Consider the following 17,931-nt stretch of genomic DNA (forward strand, 5'->3'; position numbering starts at 1 on the left):
TCCTCACGGTAGGACCCCGGACGCGGGTCCGCATGCCAGGTCAGCCGACCGGTGACCTGGATGACCCCACGTGAGCAGCGACAACAGCCGAGGAGGCCACACCATGCCCCGCGAGACGACCAACCCCGTGACCGAGCACCGCGAGCCGGCGGTGGAGAGCGAGCGGGGGGCGCTGGTAGCGGTGTTGGTGATGGTGATCCTGGGCGTCGCCGGTATTTTCGCGGTCTCGTAAGACGGCGCTGCGGCTCCCGAGCAGAAAGTGCACGATCGGCGGACTGAATCCTCCTAGCTCAGACGTTCTTGACTCGGACGTTATTGGGTCGTACGGTTTCGGGCGTGGTTATCTCGCCTTCCTCGTACTGGACAGGGCGGCCGCCGGAGGCGACTCCGCCGGCCGACATGGCGCTGTACCGTCTGCCCACCGGCACCTATACGACGCGAGCGGTGTTTGCCGTGACCGGAGGGTCCATCCGGGAGAAGCGGGATTTCGCGGCCACCGCCGTGCTCATCTCCCACCCGAAGGGCGACCTGCTCATCGACGCCGGGTTCGGGGAGCACGTGGCGGAGCACATCACGATGCTGGCGCGGATGGAGCGTGCTCCGTACCGGCTCGACCGGACCGCGGCGCAGCAACTCGACGCGGCCGGCTATGACCGGTCCCGGCTTCTGGGCGTGCTCGTCACGCACGTGCACTGGGATCACGTCAGCGGCCTGGACTCCCTGCGGGTGCCGGTGTGGATCAACGAGGCCGAGATCCGCTACGGCGCCGACGACTCGCACGGCAGGGTGTTCCGCGCGGTGTCGCAAGGTCTGGAGATCCGGGAGTACGCCTTCGACGGCCCGGAGCATCTCGGCTTTCCGGCGAGCTTCGACGTCTACGGAGACGGCTCCGTGATCGTGGCCCTCGCCGCCGGGCACACCTCGGGTTCTGTCGTCGTGTTCGTCACGCTGCCCTCCGGGAAGCGGTATGCGTTCATCGGCGACCTCACCTGGCAGATGGACGGCATCCGCCGTGGTGCGGAACGTCCGTGGTTGATGCGCCGCGTCGCCGATGTCGACGCCAAAACCGTCCGGGTCGGACTGCAGCGCAGCATCGCCCTCAGCCGCGTGTTGCAGGTCGTTCCGGCCCACGATGTCGCCGCCTACGACAGCATCCCGCTTCTGCCGTCCCGGTTCCCGAGCGTGACACTGTGACCATGCCTGCCTCACCCGCCTCAAGCCGTTCCGATCCGACGATCGACGACGAGGCACCGCAGCGCCCCACTCTGGGACCGGGGCCCGACTCCGAACTCACGTGGCTGCTCCACCGGGCGGCCCAGCGGATGCACGCACTCGTCGGCGCGGAAGCAGAACGCCACGGCCTGTCGCTGCGCGACCACATCGTCCTCAGTGCTCTGCACAAGACCGCCGATCTCACCCAGGTCGAACTCGGGCAAGCCCTCGGCATGGACAAGACGACTCTTACTGCGGAGATCGACCGGCTCGAGCGCATGGAGCTCGTCTCACGGCGCGTCAACCCGCGAGACCGGCGGGCCCGCATCATCGCCGTCACCCCGAAGGGCGACGCGGCGCGGGCGGCTGTCGCCGCCGGCGCCGAAGCTCGGGAGGCCGACGCGGTCCGGCCCATCCCGGCGGCCGAGGTCGCACAGCTGCGACGGGCCCTCTACGTCATCATCGGCTCGGCCGAAGACCCGGGATCATGCATATGAACGCTTCCCAGGACGTGGCCGACAGCAGGTGCTCTGTCAGGTAGGACGCGTTCGTAGCAGACCGAGTTGTCGGAGCCCACGTACGCGCCGTACAGCGGGATCTCGCGGTAGCCCTCGCGCTCGTAGAAGCGCATCGCGTCCGGCTGGGCCACGCCGGTCTCCAGCCGGATGGTCGTCCAACCTCGCTCGAGTGCGGCCTCCTCCAGCCCTCGGAGCAAGTCGGTCGCCAGTCCCGAGCCGCGGCGTGCCGGTACCACGTACATCCGCTTGATCTCGACGGTGACCGGGTCGAGGCGGCGCAGCGCGGCGCAGCCGAGCGGTTGGCCGGTGGCGTCGTCGACCGCGACCAGGAACAGGTCGATGTGGGCGTCGACCCGAAGACTGCGCAACGATGGGTCAACCCCGGACGTGTGCCGCGACCACGTCACCGTTCCCAGATCGCAACGCTGCTCGCTCGGGACGTAGGGGACCTTTGGCCGGACGTGCTTAAGCGCCGTGAACCATCATGGTTTCGTCAATGGGCCGAGATCGAGCACGAGGCCACCGTCATTCGATGGTTCGAGCTGGCCTGGGTGCCCGGTCTGCTACAGACCGAGGCGTACGCCAGGGCCACGCTTGAGATCGAATCCTTCAGCGCTGACGAAGTCGACGAGCTGACCGCGGCGCGGATGCAGCGGCAGGCCATCCTGCACCGGAAGCGGCCACCGCTCGTCGTCGTCGTGATGGACGAGTCGGTTTTGCGTCGGCGGGTGGGACCTACCAACACGGTTATGCGTGAGCAGTGCGAGCACATCGCCGTGTGCGCCGAGTTGGTGCAGATCCATGTGGTTCCGCGTGAGACTCCGATGTACCTCGGAATGGGCGGCCCGTTCATCCTCGCCGACGTGCTCGATGGTCCCCGGATGGCGCACCAAGACAGCCAGGTCAAGGCGCACATCACAGACAATGCAGCGGAAATTGCTACCCTCGAACGGCGATGGGCGCGCATAGTTGGTGATGCTCTACCTAGGACGCAGTCTCTCGATCTCATCAGGGAAGCGGCATCATCATGGACATGACCGGCGCGCGGTGGCGCAAGAGCACGAAGAGCGGTAGCAACGGCGGCGCGTGCGTCGAGGTCGCCGACAATCTCCCCGGTGTCGTCCTTGTTCGCGACACGAAGAACCGTGACGGCGGGACGCTGGCCTTCGGGCCGGTGCAATGGCAGGGCTTCGTCGACCTCGCGAAGGCTCTCGGCCCCGTCTCCTGATCATTGCTACGCCAAAGGCCCCCGGAACGATCCGGGGGCCTTTCGCATGATCGGGATCAGGGGCGCGGGCCCTGGCCGTTGGTGTGCGGGATGCGCTCGCTGGGGATGACGCCGAGTCGGCCGGCCTTGAAGTCCTCGAACGCCTGGAGCAGCTCGTCGCGGGTGTTCATCACGAACGGCCCGTACTGCGCCACCGGCTCCCGGATGGGCTGGCCGCCCATGATGTAGAGGTCGAGCGCCGGGGTGTTGCTGTCCTGCGTGGCGTTCGCGCTGAACCGCAGCGCGCTGCCCGGACCGTGCACCGCGAGCTGACCGGTGTGCACCGGACGGCGTTCGGCGCCGACGGTGCCGCGCCCGCCGAGCACGTACACCAGGGCGTTGAAGTCGGGGTTCCAGGGCAGGTCGACCTGCGCGCCGGGCTGGACGGTGACGTGGCTGATGGTGATCGGCGTGAAGGTGGAGCCCGGCCCCTTGTGCCCGGCGACCTCACCGGCGATGACCCGGATGAGCGCGCCGCCGTCCTCGGTGGTGAGCAGCGCGGACTCCCGGCCCCGGATGTCCTGGTACTGGGGCGGGTTCATCTTGGCCTTGCGGGGCAGATTGACCCAGAGCTGCGTGCCGTGGAAGAGGCCACCGCTCGTGACCAGGTGCTCCGGCGGCGCCTCGATGTGCAGCAGACCACTGCCGGCGGTCATCCACTGGGTGTCGCCGTCGGTGATGGTGCCGCCGCCACCCTGCGAGTCCTGGTGGTCGAAGACGCCGTCGATGATGTACGTGACGGTCTCGAAGCCGCGGTGCGGGTGCCACGGGGTGCCCTTCGGCTCACCCGGCGCATAGTCGACCTCGCCCATCTGGTCGAGGTGGATGAACGGGTCCAGGTCGGTCGTCGACACCCCGGCGAAGGCCCGGCGGACCGGGAAACCCTCGCCCTCGAAGCCGCTGGGCGCGGTGGTCACCGTGCGGACCGGGCGGAATCGGGTGGTCTCGTCGAGCTTGGGCAGGCGGGGCAGGACGAGGACGTTGTCAACGGTGATCGCGGGCATCGCGGGGCTCCTTAGCGTGAGGCGTGGGTGTTCGACGTGGTCCCGGCCGCCCGCAGGCGGCGGCCGAGCCGGTCGAAGATCCGGGTGAGGCAGGCGACCTCGTCGTCGTCGAGGTCGTCCATCAGATGGGTACGCACCGACGTCAGATGATGGGGTGCGGCCTCGGACAGGGTGAGCAACCCGGCGGCGGTGAGCACGGCCTCGCTGCCGCGTCGGTCGTCCGGGCAGGGCTCCTTGCTGACCAGGCCGCGCCGCTGCATGGAGGAGATCTGGTACGTCAGTCGGCTCGGCGAGAAGATCAGTCGGCTGGCCAGCTCGCCCATGCGCAGCCGTTGGCCCGGCGCCTCGGAGAGCACGACCAGCACGTGGTAGTCGGCGAAGCTCAGGCCGCTGTCGACCCGTAGGTCCTCTTCCAACTGGGTGTAGAGACGCTGGCTGGCCTCGATGTAGGCGCGCCAGGCCGCCTCTCGGGTGCTGTCCAGGCTCTCTGTCACGTCCCCGACGGTAGCAGTCTTTCAAAATTTAAGTAATGCTTCCGGCCGTCGGCTGCGTCACAGGGAACGCTCGGTGGGAGGGGGCCGTGCAGCTTTGAAGGACGTGGACGGAAAACGGGCGGCGGGCGGGTCCGGCGATGTGCCAGACTCCGCCCTCGTGGAACACGTGGAACTCGCCGCCGCCGACCTGCTGCTGCGCCCCTGGCGCGACGCGGACGCCCCCGCCGTCCGTGGCGCCCTGCGCGACCCGGCCATCGCCCAGTGGAACCCGCAGTCCGCCGGCCCGGTCGACGACGAGTACGCCCTGCTCTGGGTGCGCCGCCGGGCCGACTGGTCCGCCGGTGACCACGCCTCCCTGGCGGTCACCGCGGCGGACGGGGGTGAGCTGCTGGGCTCGGTGTCCCTGCACCACATCCACCACGGCGACGCGTCGATCGGCTACTGGACGGTGCCGGCGGCGCGCGGGCGCGGGGTGGCGGCATGCGCCGTCGTCCGGCTCACCGAGTGGGCGTTCACCGACCTGCGGCTGCACCGGGTGGAGCTGTGCCACGCGGTGGCCAACCCGGCCTCCTGCCGGGTCGCCGACCGGGCCGGCTACACCGCCGAGGGCACGCTGCGCGAGTCGTACCAGTACGGCGACGGGCGCCGCTACGACGAGCACCTGCACGCCCGCCTGGCCACCGACCGCTGATCAGTCGGCCGTCACTCAGTGATCTTGCGCAGGAACGCCGTGAGGTGGCTCCTCGTGCGCTCGATCTTCTCCGCCACGGTCAGGGTCTCGTAGACGCGAGGCCCGGCGTGCTTCTTGCCCCGCAGGTAGAGCGAGCAGGCCAGGTCGGAGCAGATGTACGCGCCCACGGAGTTGCCCTGCCGCCCATCGGCTCCGGCCTTGCGGGCGGTCATCAGCGAGACGCCGTCGCCGGTGTGCGTGGTCAGGCAGAGCGAGCACATGCTGCGTCGGACCCGCCCGGTCTGCTGGGGCGCGACGCGCAACGCCACGCCGACCAGTCCGTGGTCGGCCTCGGTGACGAGGTAGGCCCGCTGCGGCGCGGAGGGGTCCCGCCAGCCGAGGAAGTCGAGGTCGTCCCAGGGGCGGAATTCGAGGTCGTTGGGTACGGCCAGTCGCTTCGCCTCGCCCTGGGTCGTGTTGACGAAGGAGGCGCGGATGGCAGACTCGGTGGGGACCAACATAGGGTCTAGCCTAGTCACCCTAGGTAAAAAACTAGAGGAGTGTGGCGCATGGCACGTGCGGGGGTGACCGCCGAGCGGCTGACCCTGGCCGCGGCGGAACTGGCCGACGAGATCGGCATGGAGAACGTCACAGTCGCCGCGCTCGCCCGCCAGTTCGGCGTCAAGGACGCGAGCCTGTACTTCCACATCCGTAACGCACACGACCTGCGGGTGCGGGTGGCCCTGCTGGCGCTTACCGAACTCGCCGACCGGGTCGCCTCGGCGCTGGCCGGTCGCGCCGGCAAGGACGCCCTGGTGGCCTTCGCCAACGCGTACCGCACCTACGCGAACGAGCACCCGGGCCGGTACGCGGCCATGCAGATCGACCTCGACCCCGAGACGGCAGCCGCCAGCGCCGGCGTCCGGCACGCGGAGATGACCCGGGCCATCCTGCGCGGCTACCGCCTGGCCGAGCCGGACCAGACCGACGCGGTACGGATGATGCACAGCACCTTCCACGGTTTCGTGAGCCTGGAGAAGACAGGGGGATTCCGGCACACCCCGCGCAGCACCGACGACTCCTGGGCCCGCACCCTTGACGCCCTTGACGCCGTCCTGAGCAACTGGCCGGCATAGGCTCGGGGTGTGGACGATCTGGAACTGGCCGACTGGCGGGAGCGGGTGGCCCGGCTCTACCTCTCCGACGTCGACCTGGCCGGCTTCCGCGCCGGCCGCGACGACCTCTTCGCCACCCACCCGCAGAGCCCGATCCCACCCGCGGAGCGTCAGGGGTTCCCCGGAGTGCGCTACTACCCGCCCAACCCCGATGCCGTCGTGCAGGCGCCGCTGCGACCGGCCAGCGGAGAGCTGCGGGTCGACACCGGCGGGCCGGACGGCGTCGTCGCGTACCGCCGGATCGCGGTGGCCGAGACACCGTGGGGGCCGCTGACCCTCTGGTGGATCGAGGCGTACGGGGGTGGACTGTTCGTGCCGCTGCGTGACGCCACCTGCGGCTCCGAGACCTACGGCGGTGGGCGCTACCTCACCGACACCGTGAAGGGCACCTTCGGCCGGGGCGTCGAGCTGCTGCACGGCGACCGGGTCCGCCTGGACGCCAACTACCTGTACAACCCGAGCTGCGCGTACGACGACCGCTGGGCCTGCCCGCTCGCGCCGCCGGAGAACCGCGTCGACGTGCCGCTGCGGGCCGGCGAACTGGCGTACCACGGCTGACGGCCGCCCCGGCGTGGAGCCGGGACGGCCGATCGGACCGTGACCACTCAGGCGTTGGCGGGGCGGTTGCCCATCCCCATCCGACCCAGCAGCTGCCGGGCCTGGTCCGCGAGCTGCGCGTCGACGGTCACCGCGTACTGGCCGGCACGCAGCGAGCTGGCGGAGGTGAAGTCCCGCTGCCCACCCGTCATCGCGTGCGCGACAGCGCCGAACACGGCACCCCAGATCGCGCCGATGACGAGGCCGACCAGGATCACCGCCAGCCAGTTGCCGATCGTGAAGATGCCGAACAACAGGCCGATGAACAGCCCGAACCAGGCGCCGGTGCCGGCGCCGAGCAGGGCCGCCCGTCCGGTGGTCATCCGCCCCAGCACCGTCTCCACCAGGGTGAGGTTGGTGCCGATGATGGCGCTGTGCTCCACCGGGAAGCGGTTGTCGGCGAGATAGTCCACCACCCGCTGCGCGGACGGATAGTCCGGATAAGCGCCGATCGTAACGGTTGGTGGGCCGGTCTCCGGACCATTCCCGTCACCGGCTGGTGTCGCCAGGCGACCGGCCGGTCCGGTTGGAAGCAGGTCGCCACCCTGTGTGCCGGGCCGCCAGGCGGCGGCCGGACCCGAAGCTGACGTCATGAGCATCCTCCCTCGGTCAACGTCCCGGGTTCCCGCCCACGCCGAGCGGTAACGCCTACCGCCCGGCTGGCTGCCGTTGCGCCCGGGGAATGCGCGCGGGCCACTCGGGTAGCCAGTCGGGTGGAGAGCGGACAGATCAGCGACTACGGGTTCCTCGCCGACGGCCGCAGCGCGGCGCTCGTGGACACCTCGGGCTCGATCAACTGGTGGTGCCCGGGCCGGTTCGACGCCCCGTCGGTGTTCGGTCGACTGCTCGACGACGGTGCCGGGCACTGGGCTGTCCAACCGGCGATCGACTTCACCGTGCAGCGCCGCTACCTCGACGACGCTCTGGTGCTGCGCACCGAGTTCCGTACCGCTCAGGGGGAGGTCGCGCTGACCGACGCGCTCGCCTTCGAGCCCGGCGCGCGCGGTCACGAGATCGGAGCGCGCTCGCCCCAGGTTCTGGTCCGCAGCCTGCGGGGGCTGTCCGGCGCGGTGCCGATGCGGGTGCTCTACCGGCCCCGCTTCGAGTACGGGCGCGCCATCGCGTACATGGTCGAGCGGGACGACATGCTGGAGGCCATCGCCGGGGCCGCCCGGCTCACGCTGCGCAGCGACGTGCCGTTGAGCTGCGGCGACGGCGAGGCCACCGCGTCGTTCACCGTCGGCGCCGGCACGACGCACAACTTCTCCCTCGGGTACGCCCCGACCTACGACTCGCCCCTGCCGGAGGTGCCGGACGCCGACGAGGCCATCGCCGACACCGTCGCCGGCTGGCGGTCCTGGGCCGACCAGCACGACTACCAGGGCCTCTACCCGGAGCAGGTGCGGCGCAGCCGACTCGTGGTGCAGGGCATGACGTACGGCCCGAGCGGGGCGGTGGTGGCCTCGGTGACCACCTCGCTGCCGGAGGAACTCGGCGGGGACCGCAACTACGACTACCGCTACGTCTGGGTACGCGACTTCAGTCTCACGCTGCGGGCGCTGTGGCGCTCGGCGTGCTTAGCCGAGGTGCAGCGGCAGTTCGCCTGGTTGGGTCGGGCGATGGGCCGGGTCGACGACGAACCGGTGCCCATCATGTACGGGGTGCTCGGCGAGCGGGACCTCACCGAGCATCGACTGGACCAGCTCGGCGGCTACCGCGACAGCCCACCGGTGATGATCGGCAACGACGCGTGGCAGCAGCGGCAGACCGACATCTTCGGCGAGGCGATGGACGCCGCCTGGTTGATGCGCGACAAGCTCAAGCCGATGGACCCGGAGGTGCGGCACGTCCTGCGGGTGCTCGCCGACCAGGCCGGACGGGTCTGGACGCTGCCCGACGCGGGGATGTGGGAGGAGCGCGGCGTCCAACACCACCACGTGTCCTCGAAGGTGCAGTGCTGGGTGGCCCTGGACCGGGCGGTCCGCTTCGGTGACCAGCTCGGCGGGCCGCAGGACGTGGCCCGCTGGGCGGCTGCCCGCGACCAGGTGCGCGCGGAGGTCCTTGAGCGGGGGTGGAGCGAGCGGCTCCAGTCGTACACCGGGAGTTTCGAGTCCGACGAGCTGGACGCGTCGGTGCTGGTGATGCCGTTGGTGGGTTTCCTGCGGGCCGACGACCCACGGATGCGCTCGACGATCCGCGCCGTGGAGCAGGGGCTGTCGCACGACGGGCTGCTGCGGCGCTGGGACGGCGACCCGGCGGGGTTCCTCATCTGCTCGTTCTGGCTGGTGTGCTGCCTGGCGCTTGCCGGTGAGCGGGACCGGGCACACGAGCTGTTCGGTGTGTTGGCGGGGCGGGTCAACGACCTCGGCCTGTTCGCCGAACAGATCGACCCGCTGACCGGGGAGCAGCTGGGCAACTTTCCCCAGGCGTTCTCGCACATCGGCCTGATCAACGCCGCTGGTGTGCTGACCGACGTCGAGCGGGACCCGGTGGCACGGGGACTCGGCATGCCCCCCGCGCACTTCAGCCCGGTGCGTCCCTGACCTGTGCTCTCGCGCGGGGCGCCCCCGTCGCCGGGCGGGCGGCCGGGGCGCGGGGGACAATGGCGGCATGCGGCTGGTGCTCACGGCGGACACCCACCTACCGAAGCGGGCCCGGGACCTGCCCGAGCCGCTGTGGACGGCGATCGAGGCGGCGGACGTGGTGGTGCACGCCGGCGACTGGGTCGACGAGGCGCTGCTCGACGCGATGCTCGCGCGGTCGCGGCGGCTGATCGGCGTGTACGGCAACAACGACGGCCCGGCGCTGCGCGCCCGGCTGCCCGAGGTCGCCCGCGTGGACCTCGACGGCCTGCGGGTCGCCGTGGTGCACGAGACCGGGCCCCGGACCGGGCGCGAGCAGCGCTGCGCGGCGGGCTACCCCGACGTCGACCTGCTGGTCTTCGGGCACTCGCACATCCCCTGGGACACCGAGGCGCCTGGCGGTCTGCGCCTGCTCAACCCCGGCTCACCCACCGACCGCCGCTCCCAACCGCACGCCACCTACCTGGAAGCCGAGATCACCGAAGGTCGCCTGACCAGCGTGCGCCTGCACCGCCTGCCCCGCCCGTGACGACACACACCCCAGCGATCGTGCGCTCGCCGCTGCCGTTCCGTGCCCTGTCGGCCGGTCTGGCGTGACAGCAGGCGCACGATCGCCGGAGTGGGGGAGGGGCTACCGGCCTCGGCCGGTCTCGGCCTGGAGCTCGTCGATCCGCTTGGACGCCTCGGCCTTGGTGAGGTCGTCCGGAAGATGCTCGTCGGCCTCACGGGCGAGCGTCCTCAGGTAGGACTCCTGTGCGGCGGTGGGTGGCTCGTCGCCGGTGACCCACTCGTCCGGGTCCTTGATCGCGCCGCGCGGGTCGGCCTGCTCGTTGCTGCGGTCCGTCATCGTCATCACCCTCTCTTCGAACAGGTGTGCCACTACCCCGATCATCCGTGGTTCATGCCACCCGCCGCCTACGATCAGCCGATGAGTGTGACGGTTGTGGGTGCGGGCATCGCGGGCGTGGCCTGCGCACTGGAGCTGACCCGTGCCGGGGTGCCGGTACGGCTGCGCGAGCGGGGGCACGTCTGCGGCGGCCGGATGGCCAGCAAACGCTTCGCCGGCCGCCCCGCCGACATCGGCGCCGCGTACTTCACCGTCAGCGACCCGGACTTCGGGGTCGTCGTCGATCGGTGGCGCTCCGCCGGCCTGGTCCGGGAGTGGACCGACACCTTCCAGGCGTACGACCGGCAGGGGCGCCACGACGTGCCCGGTCCGATGCGCTTCGCCGCGCCGCGCGGGCTCCGCTCGCTGGTCGAGGACCTGGCCGCCCCGCTGCCACTGACCGTCGACCGGCTGGTGCTCAGCGTCGAGGCCGGGCCTGTCGTGGACGGCGAGGCGTCCGCCGCCGCCGTCCTGGCCATGCCCGGCCCGCAGGCCGCGCTGCTGCTCGACCCGGCCCTCGCCGACGCCACCCGGGCCGTGCAGGCGCAGAGCTGGTCACCTGCGCTCGCCGCCGTGCTGCGCTTCCCGAGCCGCCGCTGGCCCGACTTCGGCGGCGCGTTCGTCAACGACCACCAGGTGCTCAGCCTCGTCTGCGACGACGGCGACCGGCGCGGCGACGGGGCGCCGGTGCTCGTCGCGCACACCGTGCCGGCGTTCGCCAGCGGTCACCTCGCCCAGCCCACCGGGGCCGGGCCGGCGATCGCGCAGGCCGTACGGGACCTGCTGGGGCTGCCCGAGCAGGCCACCGACGTGCACGTGCACAGGTGGACGTACGCGGCCCCGACCGGCGCCGCCGGCGGCGACACCTTCCACCTGGACGCCGACGGGATCGGCCTGGCCGGTGACGCCTTCGGCAAGCCCCGGGTGCAGAGCGCCTGGCGCTCCGGACGGGACCTCGGCCGCGCGCTGGCCGCCCGCCTCGCCTGACGGGTCGTCGCCCGCTTAGCCGTGTCCGGCGGCGGCGACGGGCTGGGCGGAGGCGTCCCGTTCGGCCGGATCGGACGTCCGTTCGCCCTCGCGGTCCAGCAGCTGCATGACCGGGGTCGCCGTGACGCCGTGCACCACCACCGACACGAGCACCACCAGCCCGACCGTGGCCCAGAGCAGTTCCGCCTGCGGAAAGTCGGCCTTCGTGGTGGCGTACGCGAGGTAGTAGAACGAGCCCACCCCACGGATGCCGAACAGCGAGATCACCCAGTGCTCGGCCGAGCGGCCCGGCGCCCCACGCAGCGACAGCCAGCCCGTCAACGGCCGGATCAGGAACACCAGCGCCAACCCGACCGCCGCCGCCGACCAGGTCAACGGGGCGAGCAGGCCGCCCACGATCGCGCCGCCGAGCAGGAGCAGCAACACCAGCGTGAGCAGTCGTTCGATCTGTTCGGCGAAGTCGTGCAGCACCGCGTGGAACTCGTGGGTCCGCTCCGCCGCCCGGATCGCCCGGGCTGCCACGAACACCGCCAGGAAGCCGTACCCGCCGACCACCTCCACCAGGCCGTACGCCAGGAAGGTGGCGGCCAACGCGAGGAAACCCTCGGCGTGCCGGGCCAGCCGCAGCTTGCTGGGCGCCCGGAAGAAGAGCTTGCCGAGCAGCCAGCCGATGAGCAGGCCGCCACCGACACCGACGGACACCTTCCACAGCACGTCCACGGTGAACCATGTCGCCAGCCAGTCGCCCGGGGCGAGGCTCGTCGAGGCGATGGCGATGGCCGCGTAGACGAACGGGAACGCCAGCCCGTCGTTGAGGCCGGCCTCGGAGGTCAACGCGAAGCGGACCTCGTCCTCGGAGTCCTCGACATCGGTCGGTTCGCCGACCTGCACGTCGGCGGCGAGCACCGGGTCGGTCGGGGCCAGCGCCGCGCCCAGCAGCAGCGCCGCCGCCGGCACCAGGCCCGCCCACCACCAGCCGAGCAACGCGACCGCCGCGATGCACAGCGGCATCGCGATGGCCAGCAGCCGCCAGGTCGACGACCAGCGGACCCAGCTCAACGGGCGGTCGATCTTGAGGCCGGCGCCCATCAGGGCGACGATCACGCCGATCTCGGTCAGGTGGGTGGTAAGCGTCGGATGGGCCAGCGGGTCCGGTGTGGGCAGACCCACCGGCAGCAGGAAGACCAGCATGCCGAGGGCCAGAAAGGCGATCGGCATGGACAGTGGACGCTGCTCCAACACCCGGGGCAGGATGCCCGCGAGCAGAGCGCCAAGGCCCACCAGCGCGAACGCCACGTCTACCGGCTCCACCATGCCACCCTCCACCCGCGCCCACGGGTTGCGGGCAGGTGGTGACAGACCATGCCCCGCCGGAACTCCGGCTATGCGTACGCGCCCCGACCAACCCGAGTGGGCTTCACCTCGCCTGGGTCAGGGGAGAGTCGGACAGCTCGGCGAGCAGGGCGGCCGGGTCGTCGTACACCGCCACCGCCCCGGCGCCGGCCAGCTCACCGCGGCTGGTGCCGCCGCAGGTCAGGCCCACACACGGGATGTCGAGCTTGCCGGCCGCCGCGACGTCCCACACCGAGTCGCCGACGAAGACCACCCGCTCGGCGGCCAGCCCGGACTGCTCCAGTGCGGCGACCAGGATGTCCGGGGCCGGCTTGCTCTGCTCCGCGTCCGCCGAGGAGGTGACCGTGTCCACGACGTCGTCGGCGCCCAGCGCCCGGCGTAGCGCGCCGACCTCGTGCTCCGACGCGCTGGTGGCCAGCACCACCCGCAGGCCCCGCTCGGCGCAGGCGCGCAGCAGGTCCGCCGCCCGGGGCAGCGGTGTGAGGCGTTCCCAGTACTCGGCGTACAGGGTGTCGTGCGCGTCGCGCAGCTTCGTGTCGGCGTCGCGGTCGCGCTCCGGGCCCAGCAGATGATCGAGGAGCTTGTCCGCGCCCATCCCGATCGACCGGTGCACGGTCGCCATCGGCACCGGATGGTCGGTCTGGCGCAGCGCCTCCCACCAGGACACGGTGTGCAGGTAGGTGGTGTCGACGAGGGTGCCGTCGACGTCGAAGAGGACGCCCGCGGGGCGGTCAGTGGCCATGCGCGTCCCCCTACCCGCTGCGGGGTCGGCTGATTCGTGCGGACGCCCGCTACGTCAGCGGCGCTCGACGGCCGGAACGAGGATCTCGAACCAGACCGTGGAGCCGCGGACCGTCGGATCGGTGCCCCAGGCGTCGCTGAGCTGCTCGATCAGCCCGAGACCGCGACCCCGACTGCTCAACGTGTCGGTGCGGGTACGGGTCACGGTCCCCCGGGTGCCGGTGTCGGCGACCGAGACCAGCAGCCGCTCCGGGCTGAGGTCGATCTCCACCCGGGCGGCGGTGCCGGCGTGCAGGAGGGCGTTGGTGGTCAACTCGCTCGTGCAGAGCACCGCCGCGCCGATCACCGACTCGGGCACCTGCCACTCGGTGAGCTGGCCGGTCATCCAGTGCCGGACCCGGCTCGGCGCGGTCGGCTCCGCCGGCACCTCCATGCTCGCCGATCGGCTCGGCTTGAGCGCGTGCTCGACCGCCAGGACGGCCACGTCGTCCTCGGTGCCACCGGGCACGGCGGCGGTGGCCACCGCGCACAGCGCGCGCGGATCACTGCTGCCGGCCTTCGCGAGCGCGTCGACGAGGGAGTCCAGCCCGGCGGTGAGGCTCTGCCGACGGCGCTCCACCACACCGTCGCTGAAGAGCAGCAGGGTGTCGCCGGGACGGAACGGCACGGTGGCGGTGACCGGCCGGCCGCCGAGCCCCAGCGGAGGGCCGGCCGGCAGGTCCACGTACTCGGCGCGGGAACGGCCGTCCGGGTCGCTGCGGCGGATCAGCGGGGCCGGATGACCGGCGCTGGCGAGGGTGACCTGCCGGCGGTCCGCGTCGACGACCCCGAACACCACGGTGACGAACAGTTCGTCGGTACCGGCCTCCGCGCCCAGGCTGGTCACCAGCCGGTCCAGTCCGGCCAGCACCGCGTCCGGGGCCGGGTCGGCCAGGGCCAGCGCCCGCAGGGCCGCGCGGACCTGTCCCATCCGTGCCGCCGCCTGCACGTCGTGCCCGGCGACGTCGCCCAGCACCACGCCGAGGTCGCCGGTGGGCAGCAGGAACGCGTCGTAGAAGTCCCCGCCCGCGGCGTTGCCGTCCACCCCCGGGTCGTAGCGGGCCGCGATCCGCAGTCGGGGCAGGTCCGGCAGGTGCGCCGGCAACATGCTGCGTTGCAGCAACTGGGCGGTGCCGTGCTGGGTCTCGAAGCGACGGGCCCGCTCGGCCGCCTGGCCGATCAGCTCGCAGGAGGCGGCCAGCAACGCCCGCTCAGCGGCCGACCAGGCATGTGTCGCCTGAAAGCCGACCGCCAGCCCGCCACGCACCACCGAGGTGCCCAGCGGCAGGGCCGCCATCGACCGGATCTTCTGATCGTGGCGGTCGACCGCGGTCTCCCGCAGCGGCTGCCCGTCCCGCAGGAACGACGGATCACCGGCCCGCGCCACCCGCACCACCGGGGCCGACCAGTCCGCCGGTACGCGCCGCCACAGCGGCGGGAGACGCTCGTCGGCCTCGTCCATCAGCTCGCCGCGTACCCGGCGCACGGTCCGCCAACCGCCGCCGCCCTCGTCGACAGCGAACGCCACCTGGTCGGCGTCGAAGGTGTTGATCGTGTGCCGCAGCGCCACCCGGGCCACGTCGTCGAGGGTGAGCGTGCCGGCGAGCGCGGCGGCCACCTCGCTGAGGCTCTGCAACTGCTCGGTGACGTGGGTGGTCTCGGCGGCCACCGTCAACATGCCGACGATCCGCCCGGCGCTGTCCCGCACCGGCGAGTAACCCCGGGTGAAGACCGCCTGCTCCGCCACGGCGGAGTGCTCCCGCACCAGGGGGACTGTCGACTCCTTCTCCAGGAACGACACGCCCTGCCGGTAGGTCCGCTCGATCACCTCACCGACGCCGGGCAGCGCCCAGACCTCCGCGTACACCTCGGCGGCCGGGCGGCCGAGGGCGCCGGGGTGTCTACTGCCCAGCAGCTCGGCGTACCCGGCGTTGTAGAGCAGCACGAGGTCGTCGCCGTACGCCAGTGCCATAGGCATCGGTGAGGCGAGGATCAGCTCGACCACGGCCCGGACCGACGGGTCCCATGCCTCGGGTGGGCCCAGCGGGGTGCCGGCCCAGTCGTGGGCGAGCACGCCGGCGTCCGCCCCCGCTTCCGTGGATGCGCCGGGGACCGGAGTTGCTGGCGTGGGGACTCGCCCGACCGTTCCTGGCATGTCCGCAGCCTATCCGGCCCCGCGAGAACGGCATCCGATCATGGCGGCGGGTCGTCGTGGGCTCCGCCGTGGTGACTGTTCGGCCAGTTCAGGGCCCTTCTCCTATGGCTTGTCGGAAAAAACTCCGCGAGCCGCGCGGACTGCCGCACCCCCGGCCGGGTATGCGCCCGGCGCAGTCCATGCGACAGGAGGGACGTCATGCTGAAAACCCTCGCGGTCCGGCAGGCCGACATCGGCGATGCCATCGCCGACACCTGGAGGTCGGTGCTGCTCTTCATCCCGAAGGCAGTGGCCTTCATCGTCATCCTCGTGGTCGGCTGGCTCATCGCCAGAGCCGTCCTCAAGATCGTGGATACGGTGCTAGAACGGGTGCGCTTCGACGAAGCGGTCGAACGCGGAGGCATCAAACGGGCCCTGGAGAGAACGAAGTACGACGCCAGCGACATTCTGGCCAGACTGGCGTACTACGCGGTACTGCTGTTCACTCTGCAGTTCGCCTTCGGAGTCTGGGGTCCCAACGCGATCAGTGACCTGATCAGCGGCGTGGTGGCCTGGCTGCCGCGGGCCTTCATCGCGATCGTCATCGTGGTGGTGGCGGCCGCGATCGCCAACGCCGTCCGGGATCTGGTCACCGGGGCGCTGGGCGGGCTCTCGTACGGCAAGGTCCTGGCCGACCTGACGGCGATCTTCATCATCGCCCTCGGCGTGATCGCCGCGCTGAACCAGGTGGGCATCGCCACGACGGTGACCACCCCGGTGCTGATCGCGGTGCTCGCCACGGTGGCCGGCATCCTGATCGTCGGTGTCGGTGGTGGTCTGGTGAAGCCGATGCAGAAGCGCTGGGACGGCTGGCTGGACCGGGCTGCGAGGGAAGCCCGGGCGGTGCAGCAGCAGCGTCAGGCCACGGCGGCCGGGCGTAGCGACATGGAGCGGCAGATGGCCGACCGTGGCGGCGACCGCACCCAGGCCATGCCCCGGGTCGACGAGGCCCAGCAGTACCGCTCGTAGGTGACGCGCCGGCAGGCTCGGAACCGAAGAAGGGGGCGTTCGCGCTGCGGCGCGGACGCCCCCTGCCTGCGGCTCAGGCCCCGTCGAGCGATCGGGCCAGCGCGCAGACGGCGAGCAGTCGGGCGAGCGGCCACTCCGGCTCACTCCAGTCCACCGGGCCGCGCGGCGGGGTCCACCCGTGCTCCAGAGCCGCCTCGCGCAGGCCCTCGGCGTAGCCGGCGAGGGACGCGGCCGTGAGGGGCTGCCGGTCGCCGTCGAGGCTGTCCCGTACGGCCGCGGCGTGCTGGTCGACGAGGGCGAGCAGCCCGGGGCGGGTGGCGGCCGCGGCGAGCCCGACGGTGCCCACGGAGACGGTGAGGGCGGCCAGGGTGGACCGCGCCGAGTCGACGGCGGTACGGGAGGCGACCCGGGTGAACGGCACACGCATGGTGACCGAGGCTAACCGACAGGTGAGCGGGCCGGCCTCGGCCGCTCGGCGGTGTCGGCCACGCCACCGGACGACCCCGGGCTGGCCGCGAGGGTTGATCCGGCACAGACGGGGCAGCAGGAGAACCACGGCACACACCAGAGCGCGGAGGCACCGATGGGACAGCGAGCGGACGCGCCGGACGAGCGGCACCGCCGGCCGGACGGGGTGAGCGACGAGACGGTCGCCGCCCTGGGCAAGCTCAGCGAGGCGCTGGAGTGCGTGGAGAGGGCCCGGGGGCACCTGTACTCGCTGCACCAGCTGATCGGGCACGCCGACCTGATGCTCGACGAGGCCGTGGAGCGGTTCCGCGCGGCCGGGCACCAGCAGCTCGCCGACCGGATCGCCACCGAGCTGGTGGGCCGCAACGTCATCGCCGGGCGGTGGACGTTCCAGATCGTCGAGGACTTCGACGACGGCTACCACGCGCTGTTCCGGGAGCTGGACCAGCAGGCCCGGGACGAGTTGGTGGGTGGGCGGCGGCACCTCTACGAGGCCGAGATGAAGGAGCGCCGCCGCAGCCGGGGCAGGCCGGGGCACGAGGCCCGGCCGGCAAGCGGCGGCTAGTCGCCGGTCGCGCCGGTGGGCCGGCGCCGTGTCGCGTCGTCAGCGATGATCACGGTGGCCACCATCAGCGCGACGCAGAGGCTGAACAGCCAGGAGTCGTCGGAGACGAGTCGGGCCGAGACCGGCGCCTGGAGCGCGGCGAGCAGGAAGCCGAGCCAGGCGAGCCGGCGCTGACGCGTGGAGAGGATTCCGGAGCCTTGATGCATTCCG

24 protein-coding genes are annotated in these 17,931 nt (G+C 71.7%); 13 read left to right on the forward strand and 11 right to left on the reverse strand.

All coding sequences use genetic code 11. From position 1 onward, the window contains the following. The first annotated feature begins 103 nt into the window (after positions 1 to 103). From FHG89_RS34175 to FHG89_RS21700, 3 genes are all read left to right on the forward strand, one after another. On the forward strand, positions 104 to 232 hold the full coding sequence (locus FHG89_RS34175; protein ID WP_280116081.1) for a hypothetical protein: 129 nt from the start codon (positions 104 to 106) through the stop codon (positions 230 to 232). Positions 233 to 300: 68 nt separating this feature from the next. After that, positions 301 to 1,194: an MBL fold metallo-hydrolase gene (locus FHG89_RS21695; protein WP_244295698.1), complete on the forward strand. Its 894-nt coding sequence runs from the start codon at positions 301 to 303 to the stop codon at positions 1,192 to 1,194. 2 nt (positions 1,195 to 1,196) lie between these two features. Further along, entirely contained in the window at positions 1,197 to 1,709 is a 513-nt protein-coding gene (locus tag FHG89_RS21700) for a MarR family winged helix-turn-helix transcriptional regulator (protein ID WP_244295700.1), read from the forward strand. Here FHG89_RS21700 and FHG89_RS21705 read toward each other — a convergent pair. Continuing rightward, complete coding sequence (locus FHG89_RS21705) at positions 1,664 to 2,098, reverse strand: GNAT family N-acetyltransferase (RefSeq protein ID WP_244295702.1); 435 nt, start codon at positions 2,096 to 2,098, stop codon at positions 1,664 to 1,666. The genes FHG89_RS21700 and FHG89_RS21705 overlap by 46 nt on opposite strands. Between FHG89_RS21705 and FHG89_RS21710 the strand changes: the two genes are divergently transcribed. Together FHG89_RS21710 and FHG89_RS21715 are read left to right on the forward strand one after the other, a co-directional pair. Beyond that, complete coding sequence (locus FHG89_RS21710; RefSeq protein ID WP_139586249.1) at positions 2,030 to 2,767, forward strand: DUF5753 domain-containing protein; 738 nt, start codon at positions 2,030 to 2,032, stop codon at positions 2,765 to 2,767. The genes FHG89_RS21705 and FHG89_RS21710 overlap by 69 nt on opposite strands. Then, entirely contained in the window at positions 2,764 to 2,958 is a 195-nt protein-coding gene (locus FHG89_RS21715; RefSeq protein WP_139586250.1) for a DUF397 domain-containing protein, read from the forward strand. Before FHG89_RS21710 ends, FHG89_RS21715 begins: the two co-directional genes overlap by 4 nt. A 56-nt stretch (positions 2,959 to 3,014) precedes the next feature. Here FHG89_RS21715 and FHG89_RS21720 read toward each other — a convergent pair whose 3' ends face one another. Both FHG89_RS21720 and FHG89_RS21725 read right to left on the reverse strand, forming a co-directional pair. Next, positions 3,015 to 4,001, reverse strand: coding sequence for a pirin family protein (locus FHG89_RS21720; RefSeq protein ID WP_139586251.1), 987 nt, complete (start codon positions 3,999 to 4,001; stop codon positions 3,015 to 3,017). An 11-nt stretch (positions 4,002 to 4,012) separates the two neighbouring features. Continuing rightward, on the reverse strand, positions 4,013 to 4,495 hold the full coding sequence (locus FHG89_RS21725; RefSeq protein WP_139586252.1) for a MarR family winged helix-turn-helix transcriptional regulator: 483 nt from the start codon (positions 4,493 to 4,495) through the stop codon (positions 4,013 to 4,015). 157 nt (positions 4,496 to 4,652) lie between these two features. On the opposite strand from FHG89_RS21725, the gene FHG89_RS21730 reads away from it, so the two are divergent. Next, positions 4,653 to 5,186, forward strand: coding sequence for a GNAT family N-acetyltransferase (locus FHG89_RS21730; protein WP_139586253.1), 534 nt, complete (start codon positions 4,653 to 4,655; stop codon positions 5,184 to 5,186). 11 nt (positions 5,187 to 5,197) lie between these two features. On the opposite strand, the gene FHG89_RS21735 is transcribed toward FHG89_RS21730, so the two are convergent. Beyond that, positions 5,198 to 5,686 (reverse strand): FBP domain-containing protein, encoded by a 489-nt coding sequence (locus tag FHG89_RS21735; protein ID WP_139586254.1) that lies wholly within the window; start codon positions 5,684 to 5,686, stop codon positions 5,198 to 5,200. A 48-nt stretch (positions 5,687 to 5,734) separates the two neighbouring features. Here FHG89_RS21735 and FHG89_RS21740 point away from each other — a divergent pair, with 48 nt between their 5' ends. Further along, complete coding sequence (locus FHG89_RS21740) at positions 5,735 to 6,301, forward strand: TetR/AcrR family transcriptional regulator (protein ID WP_139586255.1); 567 nt, start codon at positions 5,735 to 5,737, stop codon at positions 6,299 to 6,301. A gap of 9 nt (positions 6,302 to 6,310) precedes the next feature. Beyond that, positions 6,311 to 6,898 (forward strand): DUF1684 domain-containing protein, encoded by a 588-nt coding sequence (locus FHG89_RS21745; protein WP_139586256.1) that lies wholly within the window; start codon positions 6,311 to 6,313, stop codon positions 6,896 to 6,898. Between the two features lie 47 nt (positions 6,899 to 6,945). On the opposite strand, the gene FHG89_RS21750 is transcribed toward FHG89_RS21745, so the two are convergent. After that, positions 6,946 to 7,530 (reverse strand): general stress protein, encoded by a 585-nt coding sequence (locus FHG89_RS21750; protein WP_139586257.1) that lies wholly within the window; start codon positions 7,528 to 7,530, stop codon positions 6,946 to 6,948. 120 nt (positions 7,531 to 7,650) lie between these two features. Here FHG89_RS21750 and FHG89_RS21755 point away from each other — a divergent pair, with 120 nt between their 5' ends. Together FHG89_RS21755 and FHG89_RS21760 are read left to right on the forward strand one after the other, a co-directional pair. Beyond that, on the forward strand, positions 7,651 to 9,480 hold the full coding sequence (locus tag FHG89_RS21755; protein ID WP_139586258.1) for a glycoside hydrolase family 15 protein: 1,830 nt from the start codon (positions 7,651 to 7,653) through the stop codon (positions 9,478 to 9,480). A 67-nt stretch (positions 9,481 to 9,547) separates the two neighbouring features. After that, positions 9,548 to 10,048 (forward strand): metallophosphoesterase family protein, encoded by a 501-nt coding sequence (locus FHG89_RS21760; protein ID WP_139586259.1) that lies wholly within the window; start codon positions 9,548 to 9,550, stop codon positions 10,046 to 10,048. A 102-nt stretch (positions 10,049 to 10,150) separates the two neighbouring features. Here FHG89_RS21760 and FHG89_RS21765 read toward each other — a convergent pair whose 3' ends face one another. Next, on the reverse strand, positions 10,151 to 10,366 hold the full coding sequence (locus FHG89_RS21765) for a DUF3072 domain-containing protein (RefSeq protein ID WP_139586313.1): 216 nt from the start codon (positions 10,364 to 10,366) through the stop codon (positions 10,151 to 10,153). A gap of 87 nt (positions 10,367 to 10,453) precedes the next feature. On the opposite strand from FHG89_RS21765, the gene FHG89_RS21770 reads away from it, so the two are divergent. After that, on the forward strand, positions 10,454 to 11,392 hold the full coding sequence (locus FHG89_RS21770; protein WP_208761049.1) for an NAD(P)/FAD-dependent oxidoreductase: 939 nt from the start codon (positions 10,454 to 10,456) through the stop codon (positions 11,390 to 11,392). Positions 11,393 to 11,407: 15 nt separating this feature from the next. Here FHG89_RS21770 and FHG89_RS21775 read toward each other — a convergent pair whose 3' ends face one another. The 3 genes from FHG89_RS21775 to FHG89_RS21785 form a co-directional block, all read right to left on the reverse strand. Beyond that, positions 11,408 to 12,703 (reverse strand): cation:proton antiporter domain-containing protein, encoded by a 1,296-nt coding sequence (locus FHG89_RS21775; RefSeq protein ID WP_139586314.1) that lies wholly within the window; start codon positions 12,701 to 12,703, stop codon positions 11,408 to 11,410. Between the two features lie 106 nt (positions 12,704 to 12,809). Further along, positions 12,810 to 13,487, reverse strand: a complete 678-nt coding sequence (locus FHG89_RS21780) for an HAD family hydrolase (protein WP_139586261.1) — start codon at positions 13,485 to 13,487, stop codon at positions 12,810 to 12,812. 54 nt (positions 13,488 to 13,541) lie between these two features. Then, positions 13,542 to 15,680, reverse strand: a complete 2,139-nt coding sequence (locus tag FHG89_RS21785; RefSeq protein ID WP_139586262.1) for a SpoIIE family protein phosphatase — start codon at positions 15,678 to 15,680, stop codon at positions 13,542 to 13,544. Positions 15,681 to 15,878: 198 nt separating this feature from the next. Between FHG89_RS21785 and FHG89_RS21790 the strand changes: the two genes are divergently transcribed. Next, on the forward strand, positions 15,879 to 16,688 hold the full coding sequence (locus tag FHG89_RS21790; protein ID WP_139586263.1) for a mechanosensitive ion channel family protein: 810 nt from the start codon (positions 15,879 to 15,881) through the stop codon (positions 16,686 to 16,688). 73 nt (positions 16,689 to 16,761) lie between these two features. On the opposite strand, the gene FHG89_RS21795 is transcribed toward FHG89_RS21790, so the two are convergent. Then, the gene (locus FHG89_RS21795; protein WP_139586264.1) at positions 16,762 to 17,115 is read right to left on the reverse strand and encodes a DUF6401 family natural product biosynthesis protein; all 354 of its coding nucleotides are present in this window, start codon (positions 17,113 to 17,115) and stop codon (positions 16,762 to 16,764) included. Positions 17,116 to 17,271: 156 nt separating this feature from the next. Between FHG89_RS21795 and FHG89_RS21800 the strand changes: the two genes are divergently transcribed. Then, positions 17,272 to 17,721: a hypothetical protein gene (locus tag FHG89_RS21800; RefSeq protein ID WP_139586265.1), complete on the forward strand. Its 450-nt coding sequence runs from the start codon at positions 17,272 to 17,274 to the stop codon at positions 17,719 to 17,721. On the opposite strand, the gene FHG89_RS21805 is transcribed toward FHG89_RS21800, so the two are convergent. Continuing rightward, positions 17,718 to 17,927, reverse strand: a complete 210-nt coding sequence (locus FHG89_RS21805; RefSeq protein WP_139586266.1) for a hypothetical protein — start codon at positions 17,925 to 17,927, stop codon at positions 17,718 to 17,720. The two genes, FHG89_RS21800 and FHG89_RS21805, sit on opposite strands and share 4 nt — an antisense overlap. Positions 17,928 to 17,931 lie beyond the last annotated feature (4 nt).

The organism is Micromonospora orduensis (assembly GCF_006228125.1).
Lineage (GTDB): Bacteria > Actinomycetota > Actinomycetes > Mycobacteriales > Micromonosporaceae > Micromonospora > Micromonospora orduensis.

Bases quoted from the DNA above. Each gene is read 5' to 3' on its own strand.
- FHG89_RS34175 (WP_280116081.1), top strand. From the start codon at position 104: ATGCCCCGCGAGACGACCAACCCCGTGACCGAGCACCGCGAGCCGGCG.
- FHG89_RS21700 (WP_244295700.1), top strand. From the start codon at position 1,197: ATGCCTGCCTCACCCGCCTCAAGCCGTTCCGATCCGACGATCGACGAC.
- FHG89_RS21715 (WP_139586250.1), top strand. From the start codon at position 2,764: ATGACCGGCGCGCGGTGGCGCAAGAGCACGAAGAGCGGTAGCAACGGC.
- FHG89_RS21720 (WP_139586251.1), bottom strand. From the start codon at position 4,001: ATGCCCGCGATCACCGTTGACAACGTCCTCGTCCTGCCCCGCCTGCCC.
- FHG89_RS21735 (WP_139586254.1), bottom strand. From the start codon at position 5,686: ATGTTGGTCCCCACCGAGTCTGCCATCCGCGCCTCCTTCGTCAACACG.
- FHG89_RS21740 (WP_139586255.1), top strand. From the start codon at position 5,735: ATGGCACGTGCGGGGGTGACCGCCGAGCGGCTGACCCTGGCCGCGGCG.
- FHG89_RS21750 (WP_139586257.1), bottom strand. From the start codon at position 7,530: ATGACGTCAGCTTCGGGTCCGGCCGCCGCCTGGCGGCCCGGCACACAG.
- FHG89_RS21760 (WP_139586259.1), top strand. From the start codon at position 9,548: ATGCGGCTGGTGCTCACGGCGGACACCCACCTACCGAAGCGGGCCCGG.
- FHG89_RS21765 (WP_139586313.1), bottom strand. From the start codon at position 10,366: ATGACGGACCGCAGCAACGAGCAGGCCGACCCGCGCGGCGCGATCAAG.
- FHG89_RS21780 (WP_139586261.1), bottom strand. From the start codon at position 13,487: ATGGCCACTGACCGCCCCGCGGGCGTCCTCTTCGACGTCGACGGCACC.
- FHG89_RS21785 (WP_139586262.1), bottom strand. From the start codon at position 15,680: ATGCCAGGAACGGTCGGGCGAGTCCCCACGCCAGCAACTCCGGTCCCC.
- FHG89_RS21790 (WP_139586263.1), top strand. From the start codon at position 15,879: ATGCTGAAAACCCTCGCGGTCCGGCAGGCCGACATCGGCGATGCCATC.
- FHG89_RS21795 (WP_139586264.1), bottom strand. From the start codon at position 17,115: ATGCGTGTGCCGTTCACCCGGGTCGCCTCCCGTACCGCCGTCGACTCG.
- FHG89_RS21800 (WP_139586265.1), top strand. From the start codon at position 17,272: ATGGGACAGCGAGCGGACGCGCCGGACGAGCGGCACCGCCGGCCGGAC.
- FHG89_RS21805 (WP_139586266.1), bottom strand. From the start codon at position 17,927: ATGCATCAAGGCTCCGGAATCCTCTCCACGCGTCAGCGCCGGCTCGCC.